We start from the raw sequence: 20,757 nt of genomic DNA, 5'->3' as shown, positions 1-20,757 counted from the left end.
TGCCCCGTTACGGCCACGTCGGTGATGGGCCTGGTCGTCCGGACCGCAGATGTTCGCGCGTCAGGTGGTCGGCAGTTGCAGGGTCCAGGCGGCCGGGGTCCAGCCGCCCGGGCCCGGCCTCGCGCCGACCGCGACCGCGCCGGCCAGCCCGTACACCGCGCCCTGCCCGTCGACCCGGAACGGCCGCAGCGACGCCGGTTGCGGGCCCGCCCACAGGACCGGGGTGCGGCTGCCGTCCACTGTGGACGCGTAGCCGCCCGCGACGAGGCCGCCGGCGGTCCGGGTCAGGGCCCAGCCGGCGGCGACGGCGGCGCCCGGCGAGTCGAGGGTCGCGGCGACGGTCCAGCCGGTGCCGTCCGGTGAGGTCCACACCACCGGGCGGCTCACCCCGCCTTCGAGGCGGCTGCCGATCGCGACGAGGTCGCCGGCGCCGCCGGGCACCAGCCGGCGCAGGGTGCACGGTCCCGGGCCGTCCAGGCCGCGGGCGGTGACGCGTTGCCAGGTGGTGCCGTCGGCCGAGGTGAGCACCGCGCCGTCGCCGGACGCGCGGTCGGCAGTCCAGTCGGTGCCGACGGCGAGGAAGCCGCCGGGGCGCGCGACGACGTCGGTCAGCTCGCCGAGGTTGCCGGGGAGGCCACCGGCGGCCCGCCAGTCACGTCCGTCGGTCGACGTCCAGATCGCGGCGCGCCGTTCGGCCGGCGGCGGGCCCGGCGGGAACGCCGCGGGGTCGGCGGACGCGGGTTGCGTGACGTGCGGCGCGGTCCAGCCGACCGCGACGAGCCGCCCGCCCGGACCGGCGGCGATGCCCGTGAAGGCCCCGTCGGTGCCGGCGGGCAGGGTCGGTGCGGCACCGGCGGTCCAGGTGCCGTTCGCGTACCGCCACGCCCGGGGTGTCCCGTCGGCGCTCGACCCGCCCACCGCGTGCAGCACCGTGCCGGCGGCCGTCACCGCGGCCATCAGCTCCCCCGGGCGGCCCGGGACCTGCTGCTCGGTCAGCACCGCGAGCGGCGCCACCGGTGCGGCCGGACCGGTCGACCCGGTCAGCGTCGTCGGCCCGGCGGTCGGCGGTACCGACGGTGGGTTGCTCGTGTCACCGAACATCAGCGTGGCACCGGCGGCGGCGAGCAGCACGACGACGATCGCGGCGGCCATCAGGACGACCCGGCGGGTCTGGCCCGGCACGCCGGTGTGGGTCACCGCGAGCGGCACGTCGTCGGCGAGTACCGGCCACTTCGGACGGTCGGCCGGCGGCGCGGCGCGCACGACGTCGTCGAGGATCCCGCCGACGTCCGCGCGGACCGGGTCGACCCGGGTGGCCACCGGCACGATCAGCTCGGCCCCGTCGTCGTCCGGCGCGGGCGACAGCATCGGCACGGTCGCCGCTGCCGACAAGGCAGGCGCGGAAGGCACGGCGGGCGCAGTCGACAAGGGCGGCGCGGTGGGCGCGGTCGGCAAGGACGGCGTGGAAGGCGCCGTGGGCGCGGCCGACGAAGGAGGTGTGGAAGGCGCGGGCGGCGTGGGTGCCCACTCCTCCGGCCACACCGGCCGGCCCGCCGGCAGCCGCGACCCCGCCGAGATCGCCGCGCCCTGGCACACCGCGTACTTCGGGTGCGCGTCGACCGCCACCGGCACACCGAGCTCGGACGCGATGAGGCGCGACACGAGGGGTACCCGCGACGAACCACCCACCAGCAGCACGCTGTGCAGGTCGGTCAGCTCGATCCCGGCGCCGGCGACGCACTGCTCGAGGGCGCCGATCGTGCGCAGCACCGGGATCCGGATCGCGGTCTCGAACTCGCCGCGGGTGATCCGCACGTCCCGGCGCAGATCGGGCAGCAGCACCGGGATGCTCGCCTCGACGTCGCCGGACAGCGCCTCCTTCGCCGCGACCGCGTTGGCCCGGACCTGGGCGAGCGCGGCGCGGACCGGCCCGTCGTCGACCGGGTAGTCCGACCAGCGCAGGTCGAGGCTGGTCGCCACGTGCCGCATCACGATGTCGTCGAGGTCGGTGCCGCCGACGTCGTCGAGGCCTTCGGTGTGCACGACCTCGAACCCGCCGGGCACCTTGCGGACCACCGTGGCGTCGAAGGTGCCGCCGCCGAAGTCGTACACCGCGACGAGGGCGCCCGGTGCCAGTGCCGCGCCGGCCGCGTAGTGCACGGCGGCGGCGACCGGCTCCACGAGCAGCCCGATGTCGGACAGTTCGGCGGCGGCCGCGGCCTCCGCCATCCGTTCGCGAACGAACGGTCCCCAGGCGGCGGGGTGGGTGAGGGTGACGTGGGCGGGTGGCGCGCCGGCCTGTTCGGTCGCGCGGCGCACGACGTAGCCGATGAGGTGGCCGGTCAGCTGCGCGGTGGAGACCGGGACGTCGCCGAGGCGCAGCGGTTCGGCGTCGCCGAAGCGGCGCTTGAACTCCCGGGCGACCCGGCTCGGTTCGGTGATGCCGCGGCGGACGGCCTGGTCGCCGATGAGCAGCACGCCGTCCTCGCGCAGGAACAGCGCGGACGGCACGGTGTGGCCGCCGTGCCCGCTCTCGGCGAGGGGGACCGTGCTCGCCCGGCCGTCGCGATACGTGGCGGCCGCGGTGAACGTGGTCCCGACGTCGATCCCGAGCGCGTACCCGGTCACGGTGCCACGGCGAAGCAGTCGGGGGCGACCGAGCGCCGCTTGTTGCACTCGGCGAGGGCGGCCTGGAAGTCCGGGAACCCGTCCTGCAGCACCACCCACAGGCCACCGGTGCCGTCGGCGATCCGTTTCGACTCACGGCTGTCGACGAGCCGGGCCGGCACGCCGAGCGCCTGCAGCTTCGCCACAAGCTTCTCCGCGACCCCTTGCGCCGTGCGGTCGTCGATCGCGGTCGGCGGGGTGTAGATGACGTAGGCGCCCTTGACCGGTTCGGCGCCGGCATCAGCGCCCGCCGCGCCGGACGGGCCGGCGGGAGAGGACGGCGGGGCCGCCTTCAGCTCGACGCACTTCGGCTCGCTCGGCGTGCTGCGCCCGGCGGCGCCGACCGCGAGGACCCGGAAGCAGTGCTTGCCGGGCGCGAGCTCGGTCCAGGTCAGCGCCGACTGGTCCCGCTCGTCGACCTGCTTGCTGCTGCCGACACTGCCGTCGGCGAGCACCTCCTGGGCGACGTAGCCGGTGGCGTACGGGCTGCGCTGCCACACCAACTGCACGCTGGCGTCGGTGACCCGGGTGACGGAGGCGAGCGCGACGGGTGGCGGCGGCCCGGCGATCGGCTCGGGCCCGCCCGGCCCACCCGCCCGCCGCGCGAGGAGGACCGCGCCGGCGCCGAGCAGCGCGACGAGCACGACCGCGAGCGCGACGAGCCCCTTGCTGAGGATGGGCCGCTGCTCGAACACGCCGGCGAGCTGACCGCGGCGGACCCCGTCGGACGCCTCGTACTCCACCGTGAACGGGTGCTGCTTCACCGTGCCGAGCATCGCCGGCTGCCGCGGCTTGACCAGCAGGTATCCGGTGGCGGTGCGGCCGGGCGCGACGGCGAGCTCCTCGGGTGCGACGGCGAAGCGCAGGGCGCGCTTGGTGTCGGACGCGGAAAGTTTCAGGGTGACCGGCACGCTGCCGGTGTTGTCGAAGACCGCGCGGTAGCGGCCGGTCCAGCGGGCGCGCGGGGTGACCGGGTCGAGCCGGTCGCGCAGGCCGACGACGGCGCCGACGGTGACGTCGCCCTCCACGACGGCGCACCGCTGCGGCGACTCGAGGGAGACGCAGCGGACCCCGAACGGGACCTCGCCGGCCACGGAGGCGGGTGCCGGCGGCGGGCGGAACACGACCGTGACGGTCTCCTCGCGTGCCTCTTCGGGCAGAACTGAGACCTGCCGGGGCACGACGTCGGTCCACCGGCTGCACTCGCCGAGCACCTCGAAGCGGTACTGCTCGACCTCGGCACCGGCATTACGCACGGTCAATGTGACCCGGGCCTCGCCACCGGGCTGCACGGTGGGCCTCGGCTCGGTCAGCGCGAGCACCGGATCCAAGCGGACGCTCCCATTAACGCATTTGATCATCTCTATGTTGCGTGGCAACTCTACCGTAGAATTCGCGTCCGTCGACGAGGGGAACCGATGATTAGCGACATTGACGGGCGGGCCGACACCGCCTGGTTCGCCGAGCGTTTCGAGCGGCTCGCAGCGAATGTGGAATCGTTCATCAGGGGCAAGTCGGACGTGGTCCGGATGGCGCTGGTGTGCATGATGGCGGAGGGGCATCTCCTCATCGACGATGTGCCTGGAGTAGGCAAAACCTCGCTGGCGAAGGCGATCGCGCAGTCGATCAAGGGATCCATGCGGCGAATCCAGTTCACTCCGGACCTGCTTCCGTCCGATGTGACCGGTGTGCTGCTATTCGATGCCGGCCGCCGCGAGTTCGTATTCCACGAAGGTGCCGTCTTCGCCAACATCGTGCTCGGCGACGAAATCAACCGGGCCTCGCCGAAAACCCAGTCGGCGTTGTTGGAGGTGATGGCGGAACGTCAGGTCACGGTCGACTCGCAGCCCTATGCGGTGCCCCGGCCGTTCATCGTCATCGCCACCCAGAACCCCGTCGAGCACGGCGGCACGTACGACCTTCCGGAGGCGCAGCTCGACCGGTTCATGATGCGCACGAAGATCGGTTACCCGGACCATGACGCCGAGGTCGAGGTGATCGTCAACGGGGCGCGCGGCCGGACCAGCGACGAGGTCGGGCCGGTGATGGACACCGAGGAACTGGCCCGGATGACCCGGATGGTCACCGGCGTGCACATCGCGCCGGCGATCGCGAGCTACATCGTGACCATCTCCGACGCGACCCGGCGGATGGACGACGTCCTGCTCGGCGTCAGCCCGCGTGGCAGCCTCGCGCTCGCGCAGGCCTCGCAGGCGCACGCGATCTCCCGGGGGCGCGGGTTCATCACCCCCGACGACGTCAAGATCATGGCGCCGTACGTGCTGAGCCACCGCACCATCCTGCGCCCGGAGGCGACGTTGCGCCGGTTGACCCCGGAGAAGGTGATCGCCGAGGTGCTGCAGTCGGTGTACGTGCCGACCCAGCGGACGGGCTGAGGATGGCGACCCGGCTGACCGGCACCGGCTGGCGGGTCGCCGTCGCCGGCCCGGTCCTGCTCGCCGCCGGCTGGCTCGCCGACTACCCGGAGCTGCTGCTGCTGGGCGTCGGCTGCGTCATGGCGCTGCTGCTCGCGGTGCTGTGGACCGCGCTGCGGCCGAACGTGACGGTGCTGCGCAGCCTGTCGCCGTCGCGGGTGGCGCAGGGCGAGACGGCCCGCGGCACGCTGACCGTCACGAACCTCGCCACCCGGCGCAGCCCGCCGCTGATGGCGGTCGAACACGTCGGCACGCGCGAGGTGACCATCCCGCTGCCGAGCCTCGGTGCCGGGCACAAACACGTCACCGGCTACCCGCTGCCGACCGACCGGCGGGGCGTGTTCCAGGTCGGGCCGCTCAGCGTCGGGCAGACCGACCCGTTGCGGCTGATCGCGCTGACCCGCGCGTACGAGTCGTCGGCCGAGCTGACCGTGCACCCGCTGATCCACGACGTCGAGCCGCTGCCGACCGGCCGGTCCCGGGACATGGAAGGCCCGACGTCCGGCAGCGCGCCGCTCGGTGGGGTCGCGTTCCACAGCCTCCGCGAGTACATGCCCGGCGACGACCATCGCCTTATCCACGCCAAGGCCAGCGCCCGGTTCGGCACGCTCATGGTCCGGCACAACGTGGTGCCGAACGAGCCGCGCCTGATGGTGGTCCTCGACACCGGATCCGCGGCGTACGAGCGGCCCGACGACTTCGAGGACGCGGTCCGGGTCGCGGCGTCGCTGTGCGCCAGCTGCGCCGCCCGCGGGTTCCCGGTCGACCTGCGCACCACCGGCGGGCTGGCCGCGACCGCGGAACGCCGGCACGAGCTGGACCGGCTCCTCGACCTGCTGGCAAGGGTGCAGCCGGGCGAGCCGGTCGACGAGGGGCTGACCGCGCTCGGCGGCCTGACACCGAACCACGAGGGCTATTCGCTGGGCGTCGTCACCGGCCAGCCGGACCCGGCCCAGCGGGCCAACGTCAGTCTGGTCAGGGCCCGCTTCCAGATGATCTCGCTGGTACAGGTGGGCGAGCGGCACAACCGCCCCGGCACGCCCCTCGCCGGGGTGCTCGTGCTCAACGTCGCGGGCAGCGAAGACTTCGCCGCCGCCTGGAACCGGCTGGTCCGGCGATGAACAGCGGCCTCCTGCGCCGCCTGGCGGCCGCCCTCGAACCGGTCCTGCTGGGCCTGACCACGCTCGTCGCCGCGGCCGCGTTCGGCCCGCTCTACGACGACCTGCGCTGGCTGCCGGTGATCGGCGCGGCGGTCCTGCTCGGCACCGCGCTCGGCGTCGCCCGGCGCCGGCTGGGTCCGCTCACCCTGCCGGTCGCGGTGCTCGCCCCGCTCGTCCTCGTCGTCTACGGCTGCTACTGGCACACCACCAGCAACGGCCTGCCGGGCCTGGCCACCCTGCGCGCGCTCGGCACCGGCCTGACGTCCGGCTGGGCCCGGACCCTGACGGCGGCGCCGCCCGTCGACCCCGTCGGCGACCTGCTCGTGACCCAGACGGTCCTGGCGTACCTCGCCGCGCTGGCCACCGTCCTGCTCGCCGGCCGCTCCGAGCGGATCAGCGGGCTGCTGGTGCCGCCGGTCCTGTTGTACGTCGCGGCCTTGCTCGTCACCGCCCCCGACGCCGCCCCCCGGCTGCTGCACGCCGGGCTGCTGCTGGTGGCGCTGCTGCTCGTCGTGCTGCTGCGCGGCAACCGGTCGGCCGGCGGGACCTGGGGCGGTATGAGCGAACCGGACGCCGGCGCGGTCGGCATCGACCTCGCGGGGCAGCGGCGCCGGTCCGCGGTCGGCCGGATCGCCTTCGGGCTGCCCGCCGTCGCCGCCGTCGCCGCCCTGGCGCTGCTCGCCACGAACCTGCAGCCGCTCGTCGACGGCACCGGCCGGTTCGACCCGCGGGCGCACTACGAGCGACCGTTTCGCACCGCGCCCGCGCTCAGCCCCCTGGTCCGGGTGAAGCCGCAGCTGGAGACCGCGCCCGCCACCGCGCTGTTCACCGTCCGGGCGACGGCGTCGGACCCGGCGTACCCCCTCGACCGGGTCCGCGTCGCCGCGCTGGACGCCTTCGACGGTGCACTGTGGACCCAGTCCCGGGACTTCGTCATCACCGGCAGCCGGCTGCCCGCCGGGCCGGCGTTGCAGGGCTCCGTCGTCACCGTCGACCTCGACGTCGAAGTGTCCCGGCTGCCCGACCCGTTCCTGCCCGTCGCCGGCCGGCCGGTCCGCGTCGTCGGGGCGGACACCGCCTTCGACCCGGCCAACGGCACGCTCGTCAGCACCCGCACGGCGGTCGCCGGGTACCGGTACCGGCTGACCGCCGAGGCGCGCAAGCCCGACGCGTCGCTCGGCACCGCGCAACCCAGCCAGACGACGGCGGACCTGCCGTACACGCAACTGCCGAACGCCCCCGGCTGGCTGCAGAGCCTGACGAATGAGGTGACGGCCCAGTACCCGACGCCGATGACGCAGCTGCTGGGCATCGAGAAGTACCTGCGGGCGCAGGGGTACGCGGTGAACGTCCGGCCGGGGCACTCCTACGGCGCCGTGTACCGGACCCTGCTGGGCCCGCCGGAGGAACGCGCCGGCTTCGCGGAACAGTACGCGTCGGCGTTCGCCCTCATGGCCCGCGCGAAGGGCTACCCGGCCCGGGTCGCGGTCGGGTACCTGCTGCGCCCCGAGAAGCGCGACGGCGACCTGTTCCGGGTCGACACCGGCGACGTGCACGCCTGGCCGGAGGTGCACCTCGCCGGTTTCGGCTGGGTGCCGTTCGAGCCGACGAACACGAAGAACCCGGCGACCCCGGCGACCCCGCGGGAGAGCAGCGCCCCGATCCTGCCCGAGGACGACACACCGGTGCCGGCCGAGGGCGCCACGAACGAGGGCGGTGCGGCGAACACGCCCGGGGCGGGTGGCGGTGCCGGCAAGGCACTGCGCACCGCCGGTTGGTCGGCGCTGATCCTCCTCGCCGCCGTGATCGCGGCGCTGGCGCTGATCGTGCTGGCGAAACTCGCCCGCCGCCGGTACCGGCGCAGCCACGGCTCGACCGCGGACCGGATCGTGGCCGCGTGGCGGGACACCGCCGACCGGCTCGGCGAATGCGGCCGGCCGGTGCCGCCGTGGATGACCCCGGTCGAAGCGGCGGCGACGCTGCCGACGGCCCGGCTCGCCCCGACGGGACCCGCCCTCACGGAGCTCGCGCTGATCGTCACCGGCGCGGTGTGCGCACCGTCGCCACCACCCACGGAGGCGGTCGGGCGGGCCTGGCACCTCGCCGGAACGGCCAGCCGGACCCTCGGCCGGGCCGTGCCGCTGCACCGCTGGGTCGCCGCGCTGCTCAGCCCGCTGCCGCTGCTGCCACCCCGGTGGGCCGCCGCGCTGCGCTCCCTGCGCCCGCGCCGGCCCGCACCCGCCCCAGCTCCCGCCAGGACACCGGGCGGCGACAAGCCGGTCGTCCCGTCGCCGCCGACCGCGTTGGTCCGGTCGGCGACACCCGGGCCCGATTGATGCTGATCTACGAGTAGAGGAGCATGGAGCCGTGCGTTTCCTCAGGTCCGCCCGCGTACGTGCGAGCGCCCTCGCCGTCGCCCTTCTTGCCGTGCCGGTCACCGGCGCGCTGATGGGCTCCGGCTTCCCGGGCGCGCACGTCACGCTGTCCGGCGGCGCCGCCTGGCTCGCCTCCCCGCAGCAGGGCCTGGTGACCCTCATCGACGGCGCGTCCGAACAGGTCATCGGCTCGGTCCGGGCACCCGCGGCGAAGGCCGGCGACGACCTCACCGTGGTGCAGGCAGGCTCCGCCGCGCTGGTGCTCAACGCCGCGCAGGGCACGGTCGCCCGCGTCGACAGCGGCACCTACGAGGTGTCCGACGCGGTGAAGTTCGGCGAGCAGGACGGCCGGGCGCTGTCGGTGTTCGTCGGCGGGGACAGCGCATACGTCGTCGACGGGCAGCGCAGGGTCGCGTCCGTGACGGACCCGGTGTCGCTGAAGGTCCGGCAGCGGCTGTCGCTCGCCGCGCAGCCCGGCGCGGAGCAGTCGGTGGTGGACAAGGCCGGCCGGTTGTGGCTCATCGACCCCGCGACCGGCTCGCTGACCTGGTTCGACGACGGCAAGCAGGTCAAGCCCGGCGGCGCCGACGCGGCCAGCCGGCTCGTGCTCGTGCAGGGCCGCCCGGTGCTGGTCGACGCCGCGCACTCCCGCATCGGCGCACTCGACGACGACGGCGGCGTCGAGCACTGGAACTGCCTGGACGTCCGCTCCGGCGACCGGGCCCAGCTGCTCGGCTCCTCGACCGGCAACCATGTCTTCGCCGCCGTCTCCGCCTCCGGCACCCTGCTGATCAGCGCCGTCGGCCACGACGACTGCGGCCGCTCGGTCGACGTCGGCGCACCCGGTGACACCTTCGGCCCGCTCGTCGAGTCCGGCGGGTTCGTGTTCGTGCCGAACCGGACCAGCGGGCACACCGTCGTCGTCGACGTCGCCGCCGCCCGGGTGGCCGCCGACCTCAAGGTCGTCGACCCCGGCCGCCGCCTCGAGCTGCTGGCCAAGGACGGGTTCGTCTTCTACAACGACCTCGACGGCGACCGGGCCGGCGTGATCCGCCTCGACGGCGAGCAGTGGCGGCTCGGCAAGGCGCTGAAGAAGTTCGGCGCCGGCGACCCGCAGCTGCTCACCGGCGACGGCGACGCCGGGCAGACCAGCAACCCGAACCCGGGCGGCACCACCACGCCCGGCACCACGCCGACCACAACCTCGACCGGCACGCAGCAGCCGAAGCCGCCGACGACGACCCCGCCGAAGAAGACCCCCGGCCCGACGAAGACGACGGCCGGTCCGGCGCCGCAGCCGGTGATCCGGGACATCACCTGGGAGCCTGCGCAGGTGGTCCGGACCAGGACGGCGACGTGGACCGCCGCCGTCGACAACGCGGCCGGCGCCACCTGGGCGTGGGAGATCCTCGACCAGGGCGGCACGGTGCTGCACCAGGCGTCCAGCGCGGGCACGATGACGCACACGCTGCCGGCCGGCACCCCCGACAACCTGCAGGTGAAGCTGACCGTGCGCACCTCGGCCGGGCAGGCCGTCGCGACCCGCCCGTTCAGCACCGTCGCCGTCGGTCAGCTCACCGTCGACCTGCGCTGCTCGGTGACCGCACCGTCGCTCAACCAGCCGGTGTCCTGCAGCGGCACGGTCGGCAACGCCGGCTCCGGCGCGACGTGGACGTGGACCGTCACCGGGCCCGGCCAGAGCGGCGCGCCCGAGCAGGGCACGCCGGGCACCGCCCGCAGCGAACGGTTCACCGCCGGCGGTGCGTACGCGGTGAAGCTCGCCGTCGCCTACGACGGCCGCACCGTCGAGGACACCGTGAACCTCAACGTGTCCGACCACTGCCAAATCGGGTCCGTCAGCCCGAACCCTGCCGACGTGCGCCGCAACATCGGCGTGAACGGCGTCGAACAGCCCATCGTCAACCTGACCGGCTGCTTCGTGCACACCATCGAGCCGACCGTGACCGTGCCGTCGTGGCTGAAGACGTTTGCACCGACGATGTCCTGGGACGGCGCCGACTCCGGCACCGGCCGGTACTCCTTCGCCATGTCGAAGCCGACGGCGTCCACCCGCGCGCCGGCGGACGGGCTGAACAACGACGTCGTGACAATCGCATTGCCGAACGGACAGTCGGTCGCCTACGACGTGCTGGCGAACAACCCGCCGACGATCGAGGACACCTACGCCTGCGACAAGCAGGCGGACGGCCGCTACCGGTTCGTGCTGAAGTACGCCGACGCGGACCCGTCGACGACGACCGCCACGATCAGGGTCGGGTCGTACAGCGGGTCCATGACGAAGTTCAGCCACGGCGGCGCGCCGGTCTTCTTCGAGGCGGTGCTCACAGCGGCGCAGGTCGGCTCGTTCACCACCTGGACCGGCACGGTGTCGGACAAGTACAAGGAGACGGCGTCCGGCGGCGACAACCGCGGCAACTGCACCTGAGCCCTGCGGGCAATACGATGCTGGGGTGCTGCTGACCGATCACCTGATCACCGTTCCGCTTGACCATGATCACCCGGACGGACGGACCATCGAGGTGTACGCGCGGGAGATCGCCGCCGCGGACGGACGCGATCTGCCGTATCTGGTCTACCTGCAGGGCGGCCCGGGCTTCGAGGCGCCGCGGCCGTCGGCCTTGCCGCTGTCGCCCGGCTGGCTCGAACGGGCGCTGCGGGATTTCCGGGTCATCATGCTCGACCAGCGGGGCACCGGACGTTCCACCCCCTATGGTGATCCAGGCCCGGACGCCGCAGCGGACGCACAACGGCTGATCCATTTCCGCGCGGACGCCATCGTGCGGGACGCTGAGTGCCTGCGAGAGCACCTGGGCGCCCGCCGATGGAGCGTGCTCGGCCAGTCGTTCGGCGGTTTCACCGCCCTGCACTACCTGTCCGTCGCGCCGGACAGTCTTCGCGAGGTGCTGTTCACCGGCGGGCTGCCACCAGTCGGCCGACCGGTCGACGACGTCTACTCCGCCACCTTCGACGCGATGCGCGTGCTGAACCGGCGGTACCACCGCAGGTATCCGCAGGACGCGGCCCGGCTCCAGGAGCTGCTGGACCGCTGCGACGCGGGTGACGTCCGGACTCCCGCCGGTGCGCCGATCTCCCGGCGGCTGATGCGGACCATCGGCCACCAGCTCGGCGGGCACGGCGGAGCGGAGAACATCCACCACGTCCTCGAACTGGACCCCGGCTCCCCGGCGTTCCGGCACGATGTCACCGCGCTATTGCCGTTCGACGCCCGCAACCCGCTGTACTCGGTGCTGCACGAGTCGAGCTACGCCGACGGCGGGGCCACCCGATGGTCGTCCGAACGCGTCCAGCCCGACGACTTCACCGGCGATTCCCTGCTGCTCACCGGCGAACACCTCTTCCCCTGGCACCTCCAGGACACGCCGGGCCTGCGCCCGTACCGCGACGTCGCCGCCGCCCTCGCCGAGCACGTGTGGCCGCGCCTCTACAACGCCGACGTGCTGGCCCAGGTCGACGTGCCCTGCGCCGCCGTGATCTACGCCGACGACCCGTACGTGATCCGGCGGTTCTCGGAGGAGACGGCCGACCTGCTGCCCGGCATGCGCCGGTGGCTCACCGACGAGTACCTCCACAACGGCCTGCGCACGGATGGCGGCCGGGTCCTCGACCGGCTGATCACCCTGGCTCGCGACTGAGCCCAGCGGCCGTCGCCGTGCTGCCCGCGGCCGCCGCGGCTAGCCGAGGAGGCCTTCGCAGGTCCGGCGCAGGACGGCGGCGACCCGCCGTTCCGCCGCGCCGGCGACGGGGCTCTCCCCCGCCCGCTGCCACCGCCCGAGCGCCGTCAGCAGACCGGCCCGGACCTCCTCCGGCGGCGCGTCCGCCGGCAGGCCGAGCCGGGCCGGCACCGCGGTGCCGGCCGCGCCGAGCAGCGTCTCCGCCTCGTCGCGCAGGCCGGTGTCGGCGAGCTCGACGGCGCCGGTGCGCAGGTCGTTGAGCAGGCGCAGCTCGGCGAGCTCGTGCGCGCCGGCGAGCAGGCCGTCCAGGGCCCGGTGCAGCCGCCCGGCCGCTGGCACCGGGTCGGCGCTGAGCTGCACCTCCAGGGTGCGCAGCGCGGCGTGTGCCTTGAGTGTGCCGGCGCGTTCGGTGAACTGCTCGGCGAGGGCCCGGCGCAGCTCGTCGAGGCCGCTGCGGCGGCGCAGGTCCCGGGCGAGCTCGCCGGCGTCGCGTACCACGCCCTGGCGGAGCAGGGCGACGGCGAGCCGCACCCCGAACAGCCCGAGCAGGTCCAGCAGCTCCCGGCGGTCGTCGTCGGCGGCGAACCGGTCGGCGGAGCGCAGCGCCTCGGCCGGGATGTCCCGCAGCTGCGCGAAGTGCCGCTCCCCCAGCACCGAGCCGGCCTGCCCGAGCAGCCCGGCGACGGGGATGACGGCCTGCACGAGGCCGCGGACCCGGGCGTCGGCCCGGAAGCCGTCGGCGATGCGCTCGGCGAGCTGCAGCGCGTCGCCGCGCCCGGCGCCGATCTCGTCGGCGCGGGCGAGCACCCCGATCGCGTTGACCGGGGTGCTGCCGGCGAACCGCTGGTCGTGGAACGCCTCGAGGAGGTCCATGTCGGTCAGGTGCAGGTGCCGGATGAGGTACAGCACGGCGTCGGCGGCGCCGTCGTCGTCGGTCAGGAACGCGGTGGTCCGCGCCGACAGCTGCCGCGACATGGAGGCGATGCCGGGGGTGTCGATGAGGGTGAGCCGGCGCAGCCTGGCGTTGGGCACCTCGATGGTGAGCCGGGACAGGTCCTCGGCCCGCAGGTCGCCCAGGTCGATGACGGTCGCGTCGCCGTCGCGGTGGAAACGCAGCTGCCGTGGCTCCCCGCCGGTCGGGTACGCCCAGACCCGGGTCGCGACGCCGTCGCTGTACCAGGTGAGCACCCGCGTGCACTCGGTCGCGTCGGTGGCCGCGAGCCGCTCCCCGACCAGCGCGTTGAGCAGCGTCGACTTGCCGGCCTTGACCCGCCCCGCGACCGCGACCCGCAGCGGCTCGTCCAGCCGGGCGGCGACGTCGCGCAGCCGCTCCTCGGCCGGGCGTCCCCGGTACACCTCGACCGCCGAGTCCAACAGTGACCGCACCCGATCCTTCATGACCGCAACCGTTCCAGGAGGGCCTGGGCCGCGCGGTGCTGCTCGCGCAGGGCGGGCAGGTCCGCGGCGACCTCGGCGAGCCGGGCGGCGCGGGCCTGCTCGTCGCGCTTGAGGTCGGCGTCCAGCGCGGTGAGGGTCTTCGCGGTGGCCGTCGCGAGCTCCTTGGCCCGCTCGGTGAGGGTGTCCCGCAGCTGCTGGCGGGCGAGCTCGACCCGGTCGCGGGAGTCCTTGCGGGCGCTGAGCTCGACCTCCTTGAAGTACTCTGCGACGGCCCGTTCCGCGTCGGCGCGGACCATCCGCAGCTGCGACGCCTGCGCGCTGCGCCAGCTCTTGCGGGCCAGCAGCAGCGCGACGATCCCGGCGGCGGGCAGCGTCACCGGCAGCGACAGCCCGAGCACCACCCCGGCGGTGTGGGTGACGAGGGTGCCGGCCGAGACGTTGCGGGCCATCACGAGGGCGACCTGGAACCGGCCGGAGCGGTCGACGGGCAGCGCGCCGAGGGTGACGTCGGCGCCGGCCCGGGAACCGCCGACGTCGACGGCGACCCGCAGCTCGGCGGCGGCCGCGCCGAACACCGCGGCGACCTCGTCGACGACCCCGTCCGCGGCCCGGGTGACGAACTGCACGTGATCCAGCAGCGCCTCGTTGGTCCGCCGGTGCAGCCACGGCTGCAGGGTCGTCCACGCCTCGTGCGGCTGCTCGTCGGCGATGCGCTGGTGCACCTCCAGCTGCACCGCCCGCAGCCGGACCGTCAGGTCGTGGTCGACGTCGGTGGTGAAGGCGCGCAGCCGGTCGCCGAGCACCTGCTGCCACCGGGCGCCGCCGCTCTTGAGCTGCTCGGCGCGCTGCACGGCGACGGTCCACTTGGCCCGCTGCCGCTGCTGCCCGGCGGGGTCGAGCAGCGCCTCGTGCTCGGCGGTCAGCGGGTCGAGCAGCTGGTTCAGCGCGCTGCCCGCGGCGGCGACCGCACCGGCCAGCGCGCCGCGGGCGCACCCGGCGGCGGCGGTCCGCAGGAGGTCCGCCAGCCACGGGTACCCCGACTCGACGACGGCCTGCCGGTCCCCGCGGTGCAGCCCGTGCCGGCGCAGCGGCGCCGACAGCGCGACGACCGGCACGCCCAGCCCGGCCTCCGCGAGGCGTTCCCGGTCCCGTTCGACGATCCTGCGCCAGGACGGGTAGAAGTCGGTCTTGGTCACCGCGCACACGAGGCGCGTGCACAGCTGCGCGGCCCGCTGCAGGAACGCGAACTCGGGCGCGGTGAACTCCTGGCCGGCGTCGGTCACGAACAGCACCAGGTCGGCGCTGGTCAGCGCGCGCAGGGTGATCGCCGCGTGCGCCGCGGTCAGGCCGCCGCCGACGCCGGGGGTGTCGATGAGCACCACGCCGTCCTGCAGCAGCCGCCGCGGCAGGGTCACCTCGACGGAGCGCACGCCGTCGCCGGGCCGCTCCAGCTCCGCCGCGGTCAACGGTGCGCCGGCGGCACCGGAGGCGTCGACCGGGCGCGCCTCGTGCCGCTCGCCGTGCCGCACGACGATCGGGACCGTCGTGGCCCGGTCCGCGTCGGCGGCGCAGACCCGGGCGTTGAGCAGCGCGTTGACGAGGGTGCTCTTGCCCTTGTCGAACTCGCCGACGACGACCACCCGGCACACCGGGGCGAGCACCGCGTCACGTGCCCGGGCCAGGCGCGGCTCCAGGTCCGCCCGGTCGCGCCGGCGGACCTCGTCGACCGTCCGGTCGAGCAGCGCGACAACCTGCGGGTTGAGCTGCGTGTTGAGTGGGGCGTGAGTCCACGTTGACATGGCCGCCCCACTATATCGTCGGAGGTCGACATGGATGTTGATCAAAGTTTGCGGGTGTTCGTGTACGCGGCGGACCCGCTCAGCCAGGCCGGCATCACCGCGCTGCTGCGGGGCCGCGGCGGGCTGCGCCTCGTCGACGGCACCGAGGTCGACCTGGCCGACGTCGCCCTGGTCGTGGTCGACACCGTCGACGCCGCGACCGTGCGGGTGCTCGGCGCGGTGCAGCGGGACCGGATCCCGGGCGGGCGCCCGCGGATCGTGCTCGTCGTGTCGGAGATCGACCCGGCCGGCGCCGCCGAGGCGCTGCAGGCCGGTGCCGCCGGCATCGTCCGCCGGGCGACCGTCACCGCCGACGGCCTGGTGTCCGCGATCGGCTCGGTCGCCTCGGGCGAGGGCGTCGTCCCGTCCGACCTGCTCGACGGCCTGCTGCGGCGCCGCCCGGCCGAGCCGCCGGCCGCCGCTTTCGGCCGCCCGACGGAGCGTGAGGTCCAGGTGCTGCGGCTGCTGAGCGAGGGCTGCGACACCCGTGAGGTGGCCCGGATGCTGTCGTACTCGGAGCGGACGGTTAAGAACGTCATCCAGGACGTGACCCGCCGTTTCGGGCTGCGCAACCGGTCGCACGCGGTGGCGTTCGCCCTGCGGGAAGGCCTGATCTGAAACCCCTTTTCGTCTGACCCGGGAGCGACGTGTCCAGAGCACTCGCGACGTCTGGCTCAACGTCGGCACCAACTACGGGCTCCTGGCCGGACAACGCGCACCAGTTCGACGACTGCAGCCAGTATCAGCCGTCAGGAGAGGTCGGTCGGGTCCCAGGTCAGGTGCGCGGCGCCGGCGGCCAGGGGGTTGCTCGTGGAGATCGTCGGGTCGAACTTCGACTGGTACTCCACGCCGTCGAGGAAGCCGTCGCCGTCGGAGTCGGCCCGGGTCGCGTCGGTGCCGAGCAGCTTCTCCAGGGCGTCGGTCAGCCCGTCCACGTCGGTGTCGAGGGTGACCCGGGAGCCGTCGAGCACGCCGTCGCGGTCGGTGTCCGGCCGCCCCGGGTCGGTGCCGGTGGCCAGTTCCATGCTGTCGGCCACCCCGTCGCCGTCGCTGTCGGCCTTCGTCGGGTCGGTGTGCGCCACCATCACCTCGAAGCCGTCGGAGAGGTTGTCGTGGTCGCTGTCGGCGTCGCCGGCCGCGGTGCCGAGGCTCGTCTCCCGGGCGTCGGTCACCCCGTCGCCGTCGGCGTCGATGCCGGGCATGCGCACCCCGCCCGTCATCGGTACCAGCACCGGCCCCGTGCCGAACGTCGTGCCGGGCGGTACCGCACCCGCCAGGCCGGGGATGTAGGCGGCGTAGTTGAACCGCTTGCCGACCTCCCAGCTGCCGACACCCTTGGTCGGGTTGCGGGCCTCGATGGTGCGGCCGTCGCCGAGGCTGATCGCGACGTGCGCCCGGTCCGGCCGCGGGTGGCCGTTGATCGGCTCCTCGTTGAATGAGAACAGCAGCGCGCCGGGGGTCCGCGCGGCTTCCTCGACGCTCATCGTCGCGCCCTGCTTGTGCAGGTAGAGGTACTGGTACCAGGAGCCGTCGGGGATGTCGACGCCGGCCTGGTGCGCCGACCACTGCACCAGCTCGGAGCAGTCGAACGCCTCCGGGTCGGTGTCGTCGAGCTTGGTCTCGGTGCCGAAGATGTACCGGTCCCCGCTCTGCGCGAGGGCCGCCTCCAGGAACGCCTGGGTGGCGGTGCGCTGCGGCACCACCGCGTCGGCGGGCGACGCGTCGGCGAACAGGTCGGCGCCGCCGCCACCCGTCGCGCCGTGACCGGCGGACAGCGGATGGCCGTAGCCCGTGGTCGCGGTCCACACGCCGAGGTCGCCGGTGTCACCGCAGGCCCTGGCCGCCTCCTGCGCCTCGGCCCGGTACGCGAGGTACCGCGCGTTGCTGCCGTGCGTGGTCGTCCACGGGGACACGTCCTGCCCGCCGCCGGAGACCTTGAAGGCCGCCTTGGCGTTCTCCAGGGGGTCGTACAGGTCCGTGCGGGCCGCCCAGTCGCCGTGCGCCGCGACGTTGATCTGCCACAGGCCGCGGGAGTCCTCCCCGCGGGTCGCGTGCGCGTCGGCGTCCCCGTCGGACTCGGCGAGGGCGATCGCGGTCATCGTCGTCGCCTGGTCCGGGTCGAACCCGGCGAGGCGCGCATACCGGTAGATGTCCCGGGCCGTATAGATGGCCATGCACCGACAGTAGGCGGCCGCCGCCAGCGCGACCAGGGGCCCTCACCTCCTCCGGCCGGTGTGGCGCCCGTCACGGTGTGCAGCGGGCCGGGAATCGGTGACGTATCACCGAGGTTCGCGCTGGCATGACGACGATCGGACTCATCGGCAGCGGGAACATCGGCAGCACAGTGGCGCGGCTGGCGGTCGCCGCCGGTCACGACGTGGTGCTGAGCAACTCGCGTGGCCCGCAGACCCTGCAGGACCTGGTGTCCGAGCTGGGGCCGAAGGCGCGCGCCGGGACCGCCGCGGAGGCGGCCGCGGCCGGCGACATCGTGGTGGTGACCGTGCCGCTGCGGGCGTACCGGGACGTCCCGGCGGCGCCCCTCGCGGGCAAGGTGGTCATCGACACCAACAACTACTACCCGGACCGCGACGGCGTCTTCGACGAGCTGGAGAACGGCGCCAGCACCACCGGTGAGCTGCTGCAGCGGCATCTCCCGGAGGCCCGCGTGGTGAAGGGCTTCAACAACATCTGGTTCGAGCACCTGCGGACCCTGGCCCGCCCGGCGGGCAGCGCGGACCGCTCGGCGCTGCCGATCGCCGGTGACGACGCGGCCGCCAAGCAGGCGGTCACCGAGCTCTTCGACAGCCTCGGCTTCGACGCCGTGGACGCCGGCCCGCTCGCCGAGAACTGGCGCACCCAGCGGGACACCCCGGTCTACGTGCGCCCCTACGGCGCGTACGGCGTGGTTCCCGGGACACCGGCGAGCGCGCAGGCCGTCCGCGAGTTGCTCGCTGCGGCGAAGCCCACCGCCGTCTGAGCCCTTCCTCCGGCCGAGTCCCGCCACCGAGGCGGCGGGACTCAGTGCCCCTGACCGCCTCAGTCGGTGGGGGTCAGCCCGGTCGAGGCGCGGAACGAGCCGTCCATCTCGAACGGCACCGACTCGTGCTCGTGCGTCACCAGCCAGCGCCCGTCGATGCGGCGCAGCCCCAGCGTCACCCGGAACCACAGGGTGAAGCGCTCGGTCGAGCCGCGAGGCACCGCGCTCAGGCAGTCGAGGCTGGTCGCGAACGCCACGTCGCCGTCCGTCGTGATTTCCAACTGGGTGACCTCGCGGCGTGGCGGCGCCTCGAACGTGGCGATCCAGGCCTCCAGCGCGGCCGGGTTCCGGCCGTCGCCGGGCTGGCGCAGCGGCGGGGCGAGGGTGAACTCGACGAAGCTGGGCGCATAGTGCGACAGGATGGCCTCGGCGTCACCCTTCTGCAGCAGCGCGGCCTTGCCCTCGATGACTTCCCGGATCTCGTCCATGGCAGGTCCTCCATTTCTCTCTTTCCCGGGATGTCGAAGCCGGGCCGGCCAGTTTCGACATCCTGGGCAAAGAGAAGGGGAGAAGCCATGAAGTACCTGATCCTGATCCAGTCGAACCCGCAGTCCCTCGCCGTCTGGGAGACCCTGACCGACCAGCAGCGGACCGACCTCGGCGTCGGTCACCTGCGGCTGAGCGAGGAGATGCGCGAGGCCGGCGTGCTGGTGGTCAGCGAAGGCCTCGGCGATCCGGCCCTGGCCACCCAGGTCTCGGTGCGCGACGGCAGGACGATCACCTCCGACGGCCCGTACGCCGAGGTCAAGGAGCACCTGGCCGGCTTCTACCTGATCGACGTCGCGGATCTCGACGAGGCGGTCGCCTGGGCCGCGAAGGCGCCGGACGCCGCGTACACCCGGGTCGAGGTGCGCCCGGTCCTCGACATGAGCACATGGGAGCTGTGACCGCACTGCCGGACCTGCTGCGCGAATGCGCGCCGCAGGTCCTGGCCGCCGTGGTGCGCCGCTACGGCGACTTCGAGGCGTGCGAGGACGCGGTGCAGGAGGCGCTGATCGCGGCGGCCCGGCAGTGGCCGGACACCGGCGTCCCGGAGCAGCCGCGCAACTGGCTGATCACCGTGGCGAGCCGGCGGCGGGTGGAGCTGCTGCGCAACGAGACCGCCCGCCGGCGCCGCGAGGAGGCGGTCCAGCACGAGCCCGCGCCGCAGGTCCGCGGCGACGACGAGCTGGCGTTGCTGCTGCTGTGCTGCCATGCCGCGCTGAGCGTGCCGGCGCAGGTCACGCTCACCCTGCGGGCGGTCGGCGGGCTCAGCACCGCGGAGATCGCCCGGGCGCTGCTGCTGCCGGAGGCCACCGTCGGCCAGCGGATCAGCCGGGCCAAGCAGCGCATCCGCGACACCGGCACCCGCTTCGAGCTGCCCGCGCCGGGTGAGCTCGGCGACCGGCTCATCGCGGTCCGCCACGTGCTGTACCTCATCTTCAACGAGGGCTACACGGCCAGCTCCGGCGACGCCGTGAACCGGGTGGAGCTGACCCGGGAGGCGATCCGGCTGACCCGGCAGCTGCACCGGCGCCTGCCGGACGACGGCGAGGTGGCCGGGCTGCTCGCGTTGATGCTGCTCACCGACGCGCGCCGGCCGTCGCGCACCGGGCCGGACGGCACCCTGGTCCCGCTCGCCGAGCAGGACCGGCGCCGCTGGGACGCGGCCGCGATCGCCGAAGGCGTCGCGATCATCACCCGCACGCTGGCGCGGGCCCCGATCGGCCCGTTCCAGCTGCAGGCCGCGATCGCGGCGGTGCACGACGAGGCGGCGCGCGCCGAGGACACCGACTGGCCGCAGATCCTCGCCCTGTACGGGATGCTGCACGCGCTCGCCCCGAGCCCGATGGTCACGCTGAACCGGATCGTGGCGCGTGCCATGGTCGACGGGCCGCGGGCCGGGCTCGCCGCGCTGGACCGGGTCGCCGACGATCCGGTGCTGGCCCGGCACCACCGGACCGCGGCGGTGCGGGCCCACCTGCTGGAGCTGGCCGGCGACCGGGCCGGGGCGCGGGAGCAGTACCGGCTGGCGGCGCGGCGCACGCTCAGCCGGCCCGAGCAGCGGTACCTGGAGTCGCGGGCCGCCCAGCTCCGCTGAGTCCTCCAAGACGGCGATGTCGATGGGTCGGTGGACCCGGCGATAGGTCGGTAT

The 20,757-nt window shown here is 74.2% G+C and carries 15 protein-coding genes; 9 read left to right on the top strand and 6 right to left on the bottom strand.

What is annotated here, in order from left to right:
• Positions 1-60: 60 nt before the first annotated feature.
• The gene (locus AB0K00_RS09300; protein ID WP_363517898.1) at positions 61-2,628 is read right to left on the bottom strand and encodes an Hsp70 family protein; all 2,568 of its coding nucleotides are present in this window, start codon (positions 2,626-2,628) and stop codon (positions 61-63) included.
• Complete coding sequence (locus AB0K00_RS09295) at positions 2,625-3,998, bottom strand: fibronectin type III domain-containing protein (RefSeq protein ID WP_363517895.1); 1,374 nt, start codon at positions 3,996-3,998, stop codon at positions 2,625-2,627. The genes AB0K00_RS09300 and AB0K00_RS09295 overlap by 4 nt, the downstream gene beginning before the upstream one ends.
• Before the next feature lie 87 nt (positions 3,999-4,085).
• Here AB0K00_RS09295 and AB0K00_RS09290 point away from each other — a divergent pair, with 87 nt between their 5' ends.
• From AB0K00_RS09290 to AB0K00_RS09270, 5 genes are read left to right on the top strand one after another with little or no spacing between them, the layout of a single operon-like run.
• Positions 4,086-5,063, top strand: coding sequence for a MoxR family ATPase (locus tag AB0K00_RS09290; RefSeq protein ID WP_363517892.1), 978 nt, complete (start codon positions 4,086-4,088; stop codon positions 5,061-5,063).
• A 2-nt stretch (positions 5,064-5,065) separates the two neighbouring features.
• Positions 5,066-6,223 (top strand): DUF58 domain-containing protein, encoded by a 1,158-nt coding sequence (locus tag AB0K00_RS09285; RefSeq protein WP_363517889.1) that lies wholly within the window; start codon positions 5,066-5,068, stop codon positions 6,221-6,223.
• Positions 6,220-8,598 (top strand): transglutaminaseTgpA domain-containing protein, encoded by a 2,379-nt coding sequence (locus AB0K00_RS09280; protein WP_363517886.1) that lies wholly within the window; start codon positions 6,220-6,222, stop codon positions 8,596-8,598. Before AB0K00_RS09285 ends, AB0K00_RS09280 begins: the two co-directional genes overlap by 4 nt.
• Positions 8,599-8,629: 31 nt before the next feature.
• On the top strand, positions 8,630-11,083 hold the full coding sequence (locus tag AB0K00_RS09275; protein WP_363517883.1) for a hypothetical protein: 2,454 nt from the start codon (positions 8,630-8,632) through the stop codon (positions 11,081-11,083).
• 25 nt (positions 11,084-11,108) lie between these two features.
• Entirely contained in the window at positions 11,109-12,311 is a 1,203-nt protein-coding gene (locus AB0K00_RS09270; protein WP_363517880.1) for an alpha/beta fold hydrolase, read from the top strand.
• 39 nt (positions 12,312-12,350) lie between these two features.
• On the opposite strand, the gene AB0K00_RS09265 is transcribed toward AB0K00_RS09270, so the two are convergent.
• Positions 12,351-13,748: a dynamin family protein gene (locus AB0K00_RS09265; protein WP_363517877.1), complete on the bottom strand. Its 1,398-nt coding sequence runs from the start codon at positions 13,746-13,748 to the stop codon at positions 12,351-12,353.
• Positions 13,745-15,547 carry a dynamin family protein gene (locus AB0K00_RS09260; protein ID WP_363517874.1) on the bottom strand — a complete coding sequence of 601 codons (1,803 nt, stop codon included), beginning with the start codon at positions 15,545-15,547 and terminating at the stop codon, positions 13,745-13,747. Before AB0K00_RS09260 ends, AB0K00_RS09265 begins: the two co-directional genes overlap by 4 nt.
• A 30-nt stretch (positions 15,548-15,577) precedes the next feature.
• On the opposite strand from AB0K00_RS09260, the gene AB0K00_RS09255 reads away from it, so the two are divergent.
• Positions 15,578-16,204 carry a LuxR C-terminal-related transcriptional regulator gene (locus AB0K00_RS09255; RefSeq protein ID WP_363517871.1) on the top strand — a complete coding sequence of 209 codons (627 nt, stop codon included), beginning with the start codon at positions 15,578-15,580 and terminating at the stop codon, positions 16,202-16,204.
• A 131-nt stretch (positions 16,205-16,335) separates the two neighbouring features.
• Here the strand turns inward: AB0K00_RS09255 and AB0K00_RS09250 are convergent, their stop codons facing one another.
• The gene (locus tag AB0K00_RS09250; protein WP_363517868.1) at positions 16,336-17,760 is read right to left on the bottom strand and encodes an NlpC/P60 family protein; all 1,425 of its coding nucleotides are present in this window, start codon (positions 17,758-17,760) and stop codon (positions 16,336-16,338) included.
• 125 nt (positions 17,761-17,885) lie between these two features.
• Here AB0K00_RS09250 and AB0K00_RS09245 point away from each other — a divergent pair, with 125 nt between their 5' ends.
• Positions 17,886-18,563: an NADPH-dependent F420 reductase gene (locus tag AB0K00_RS09245; protein ID WP_363517865.1), complete on the top strand. Its 678-nt coding sequence runs from the start codon at positions 17,886-17,888 to the stop codon at positions 18,561-18,563.
• Between the two features lie 59 nt (positions 18,564-18,622).
• Here the strand turns inward: AB0K00_RS09245 and AB0K00_RS09240 are convergent, their stop codons facing one another.
• Positions 18,623-19,051, bottom strand: coding sequence for a nuclear transport factor 2 family protein (locus AB0K00_RS09240; RefSeq protein WP_363517862.1), 429 nt, complete (start codon positions 19,049-19,051; stop codon positions 18,623-18,625).
• 87 nt (positions 19,052-19,138) lie between these two features.
• On the opposite strand from AB0K00_RS09240, the gene AB0K00_RS09235 reads away from it, so the two are divergent.
• Together AB0K00_RS09235 and AB0K00_RS09230 are read left to right on the top strand one after the other, a co-directional pair.
• A complete protein-coding gene (locus AB0K00_RS09235) occupies positions 19,139-19,510 on the top strand; it encodes a YciI family protein (RefSeq protein ID WP_363517859.1) in 372 nt (123 codons plus the stop codon).
• Positions 19,498-20,703 (top strand): sigma-70 family RNA polymerase sigma factor, encoded by a 1,206-nt coding sequence (locus tag AB0K00_RS09230; protein WP_363517856.1) that lies wholly within the window; start codon positions 19,498-19,500, stop codon positions 20,701-20,703. Before AB0K00_RS09235 ends, AB0K00_RS09230 begins: the two co-directional genes overlap by 13 nt.
• The last annotated feature ends 54 nt before the right edge of the window (positions 20,704-20,757 follow it).

This window comes from Dactylosporangium sp. NPDC049525 (assembly GCF_040676755.1).
GTDB lineage: Bacteria > Actinomycetota > Actinomycetes > Mycobacteriales > Micromonosporaceae > Dactylosporangium.
Note: the sequence above shows the minus strand (reverse complement) of the source record. Positions and strands in the feature narration are given on the sequence as shown.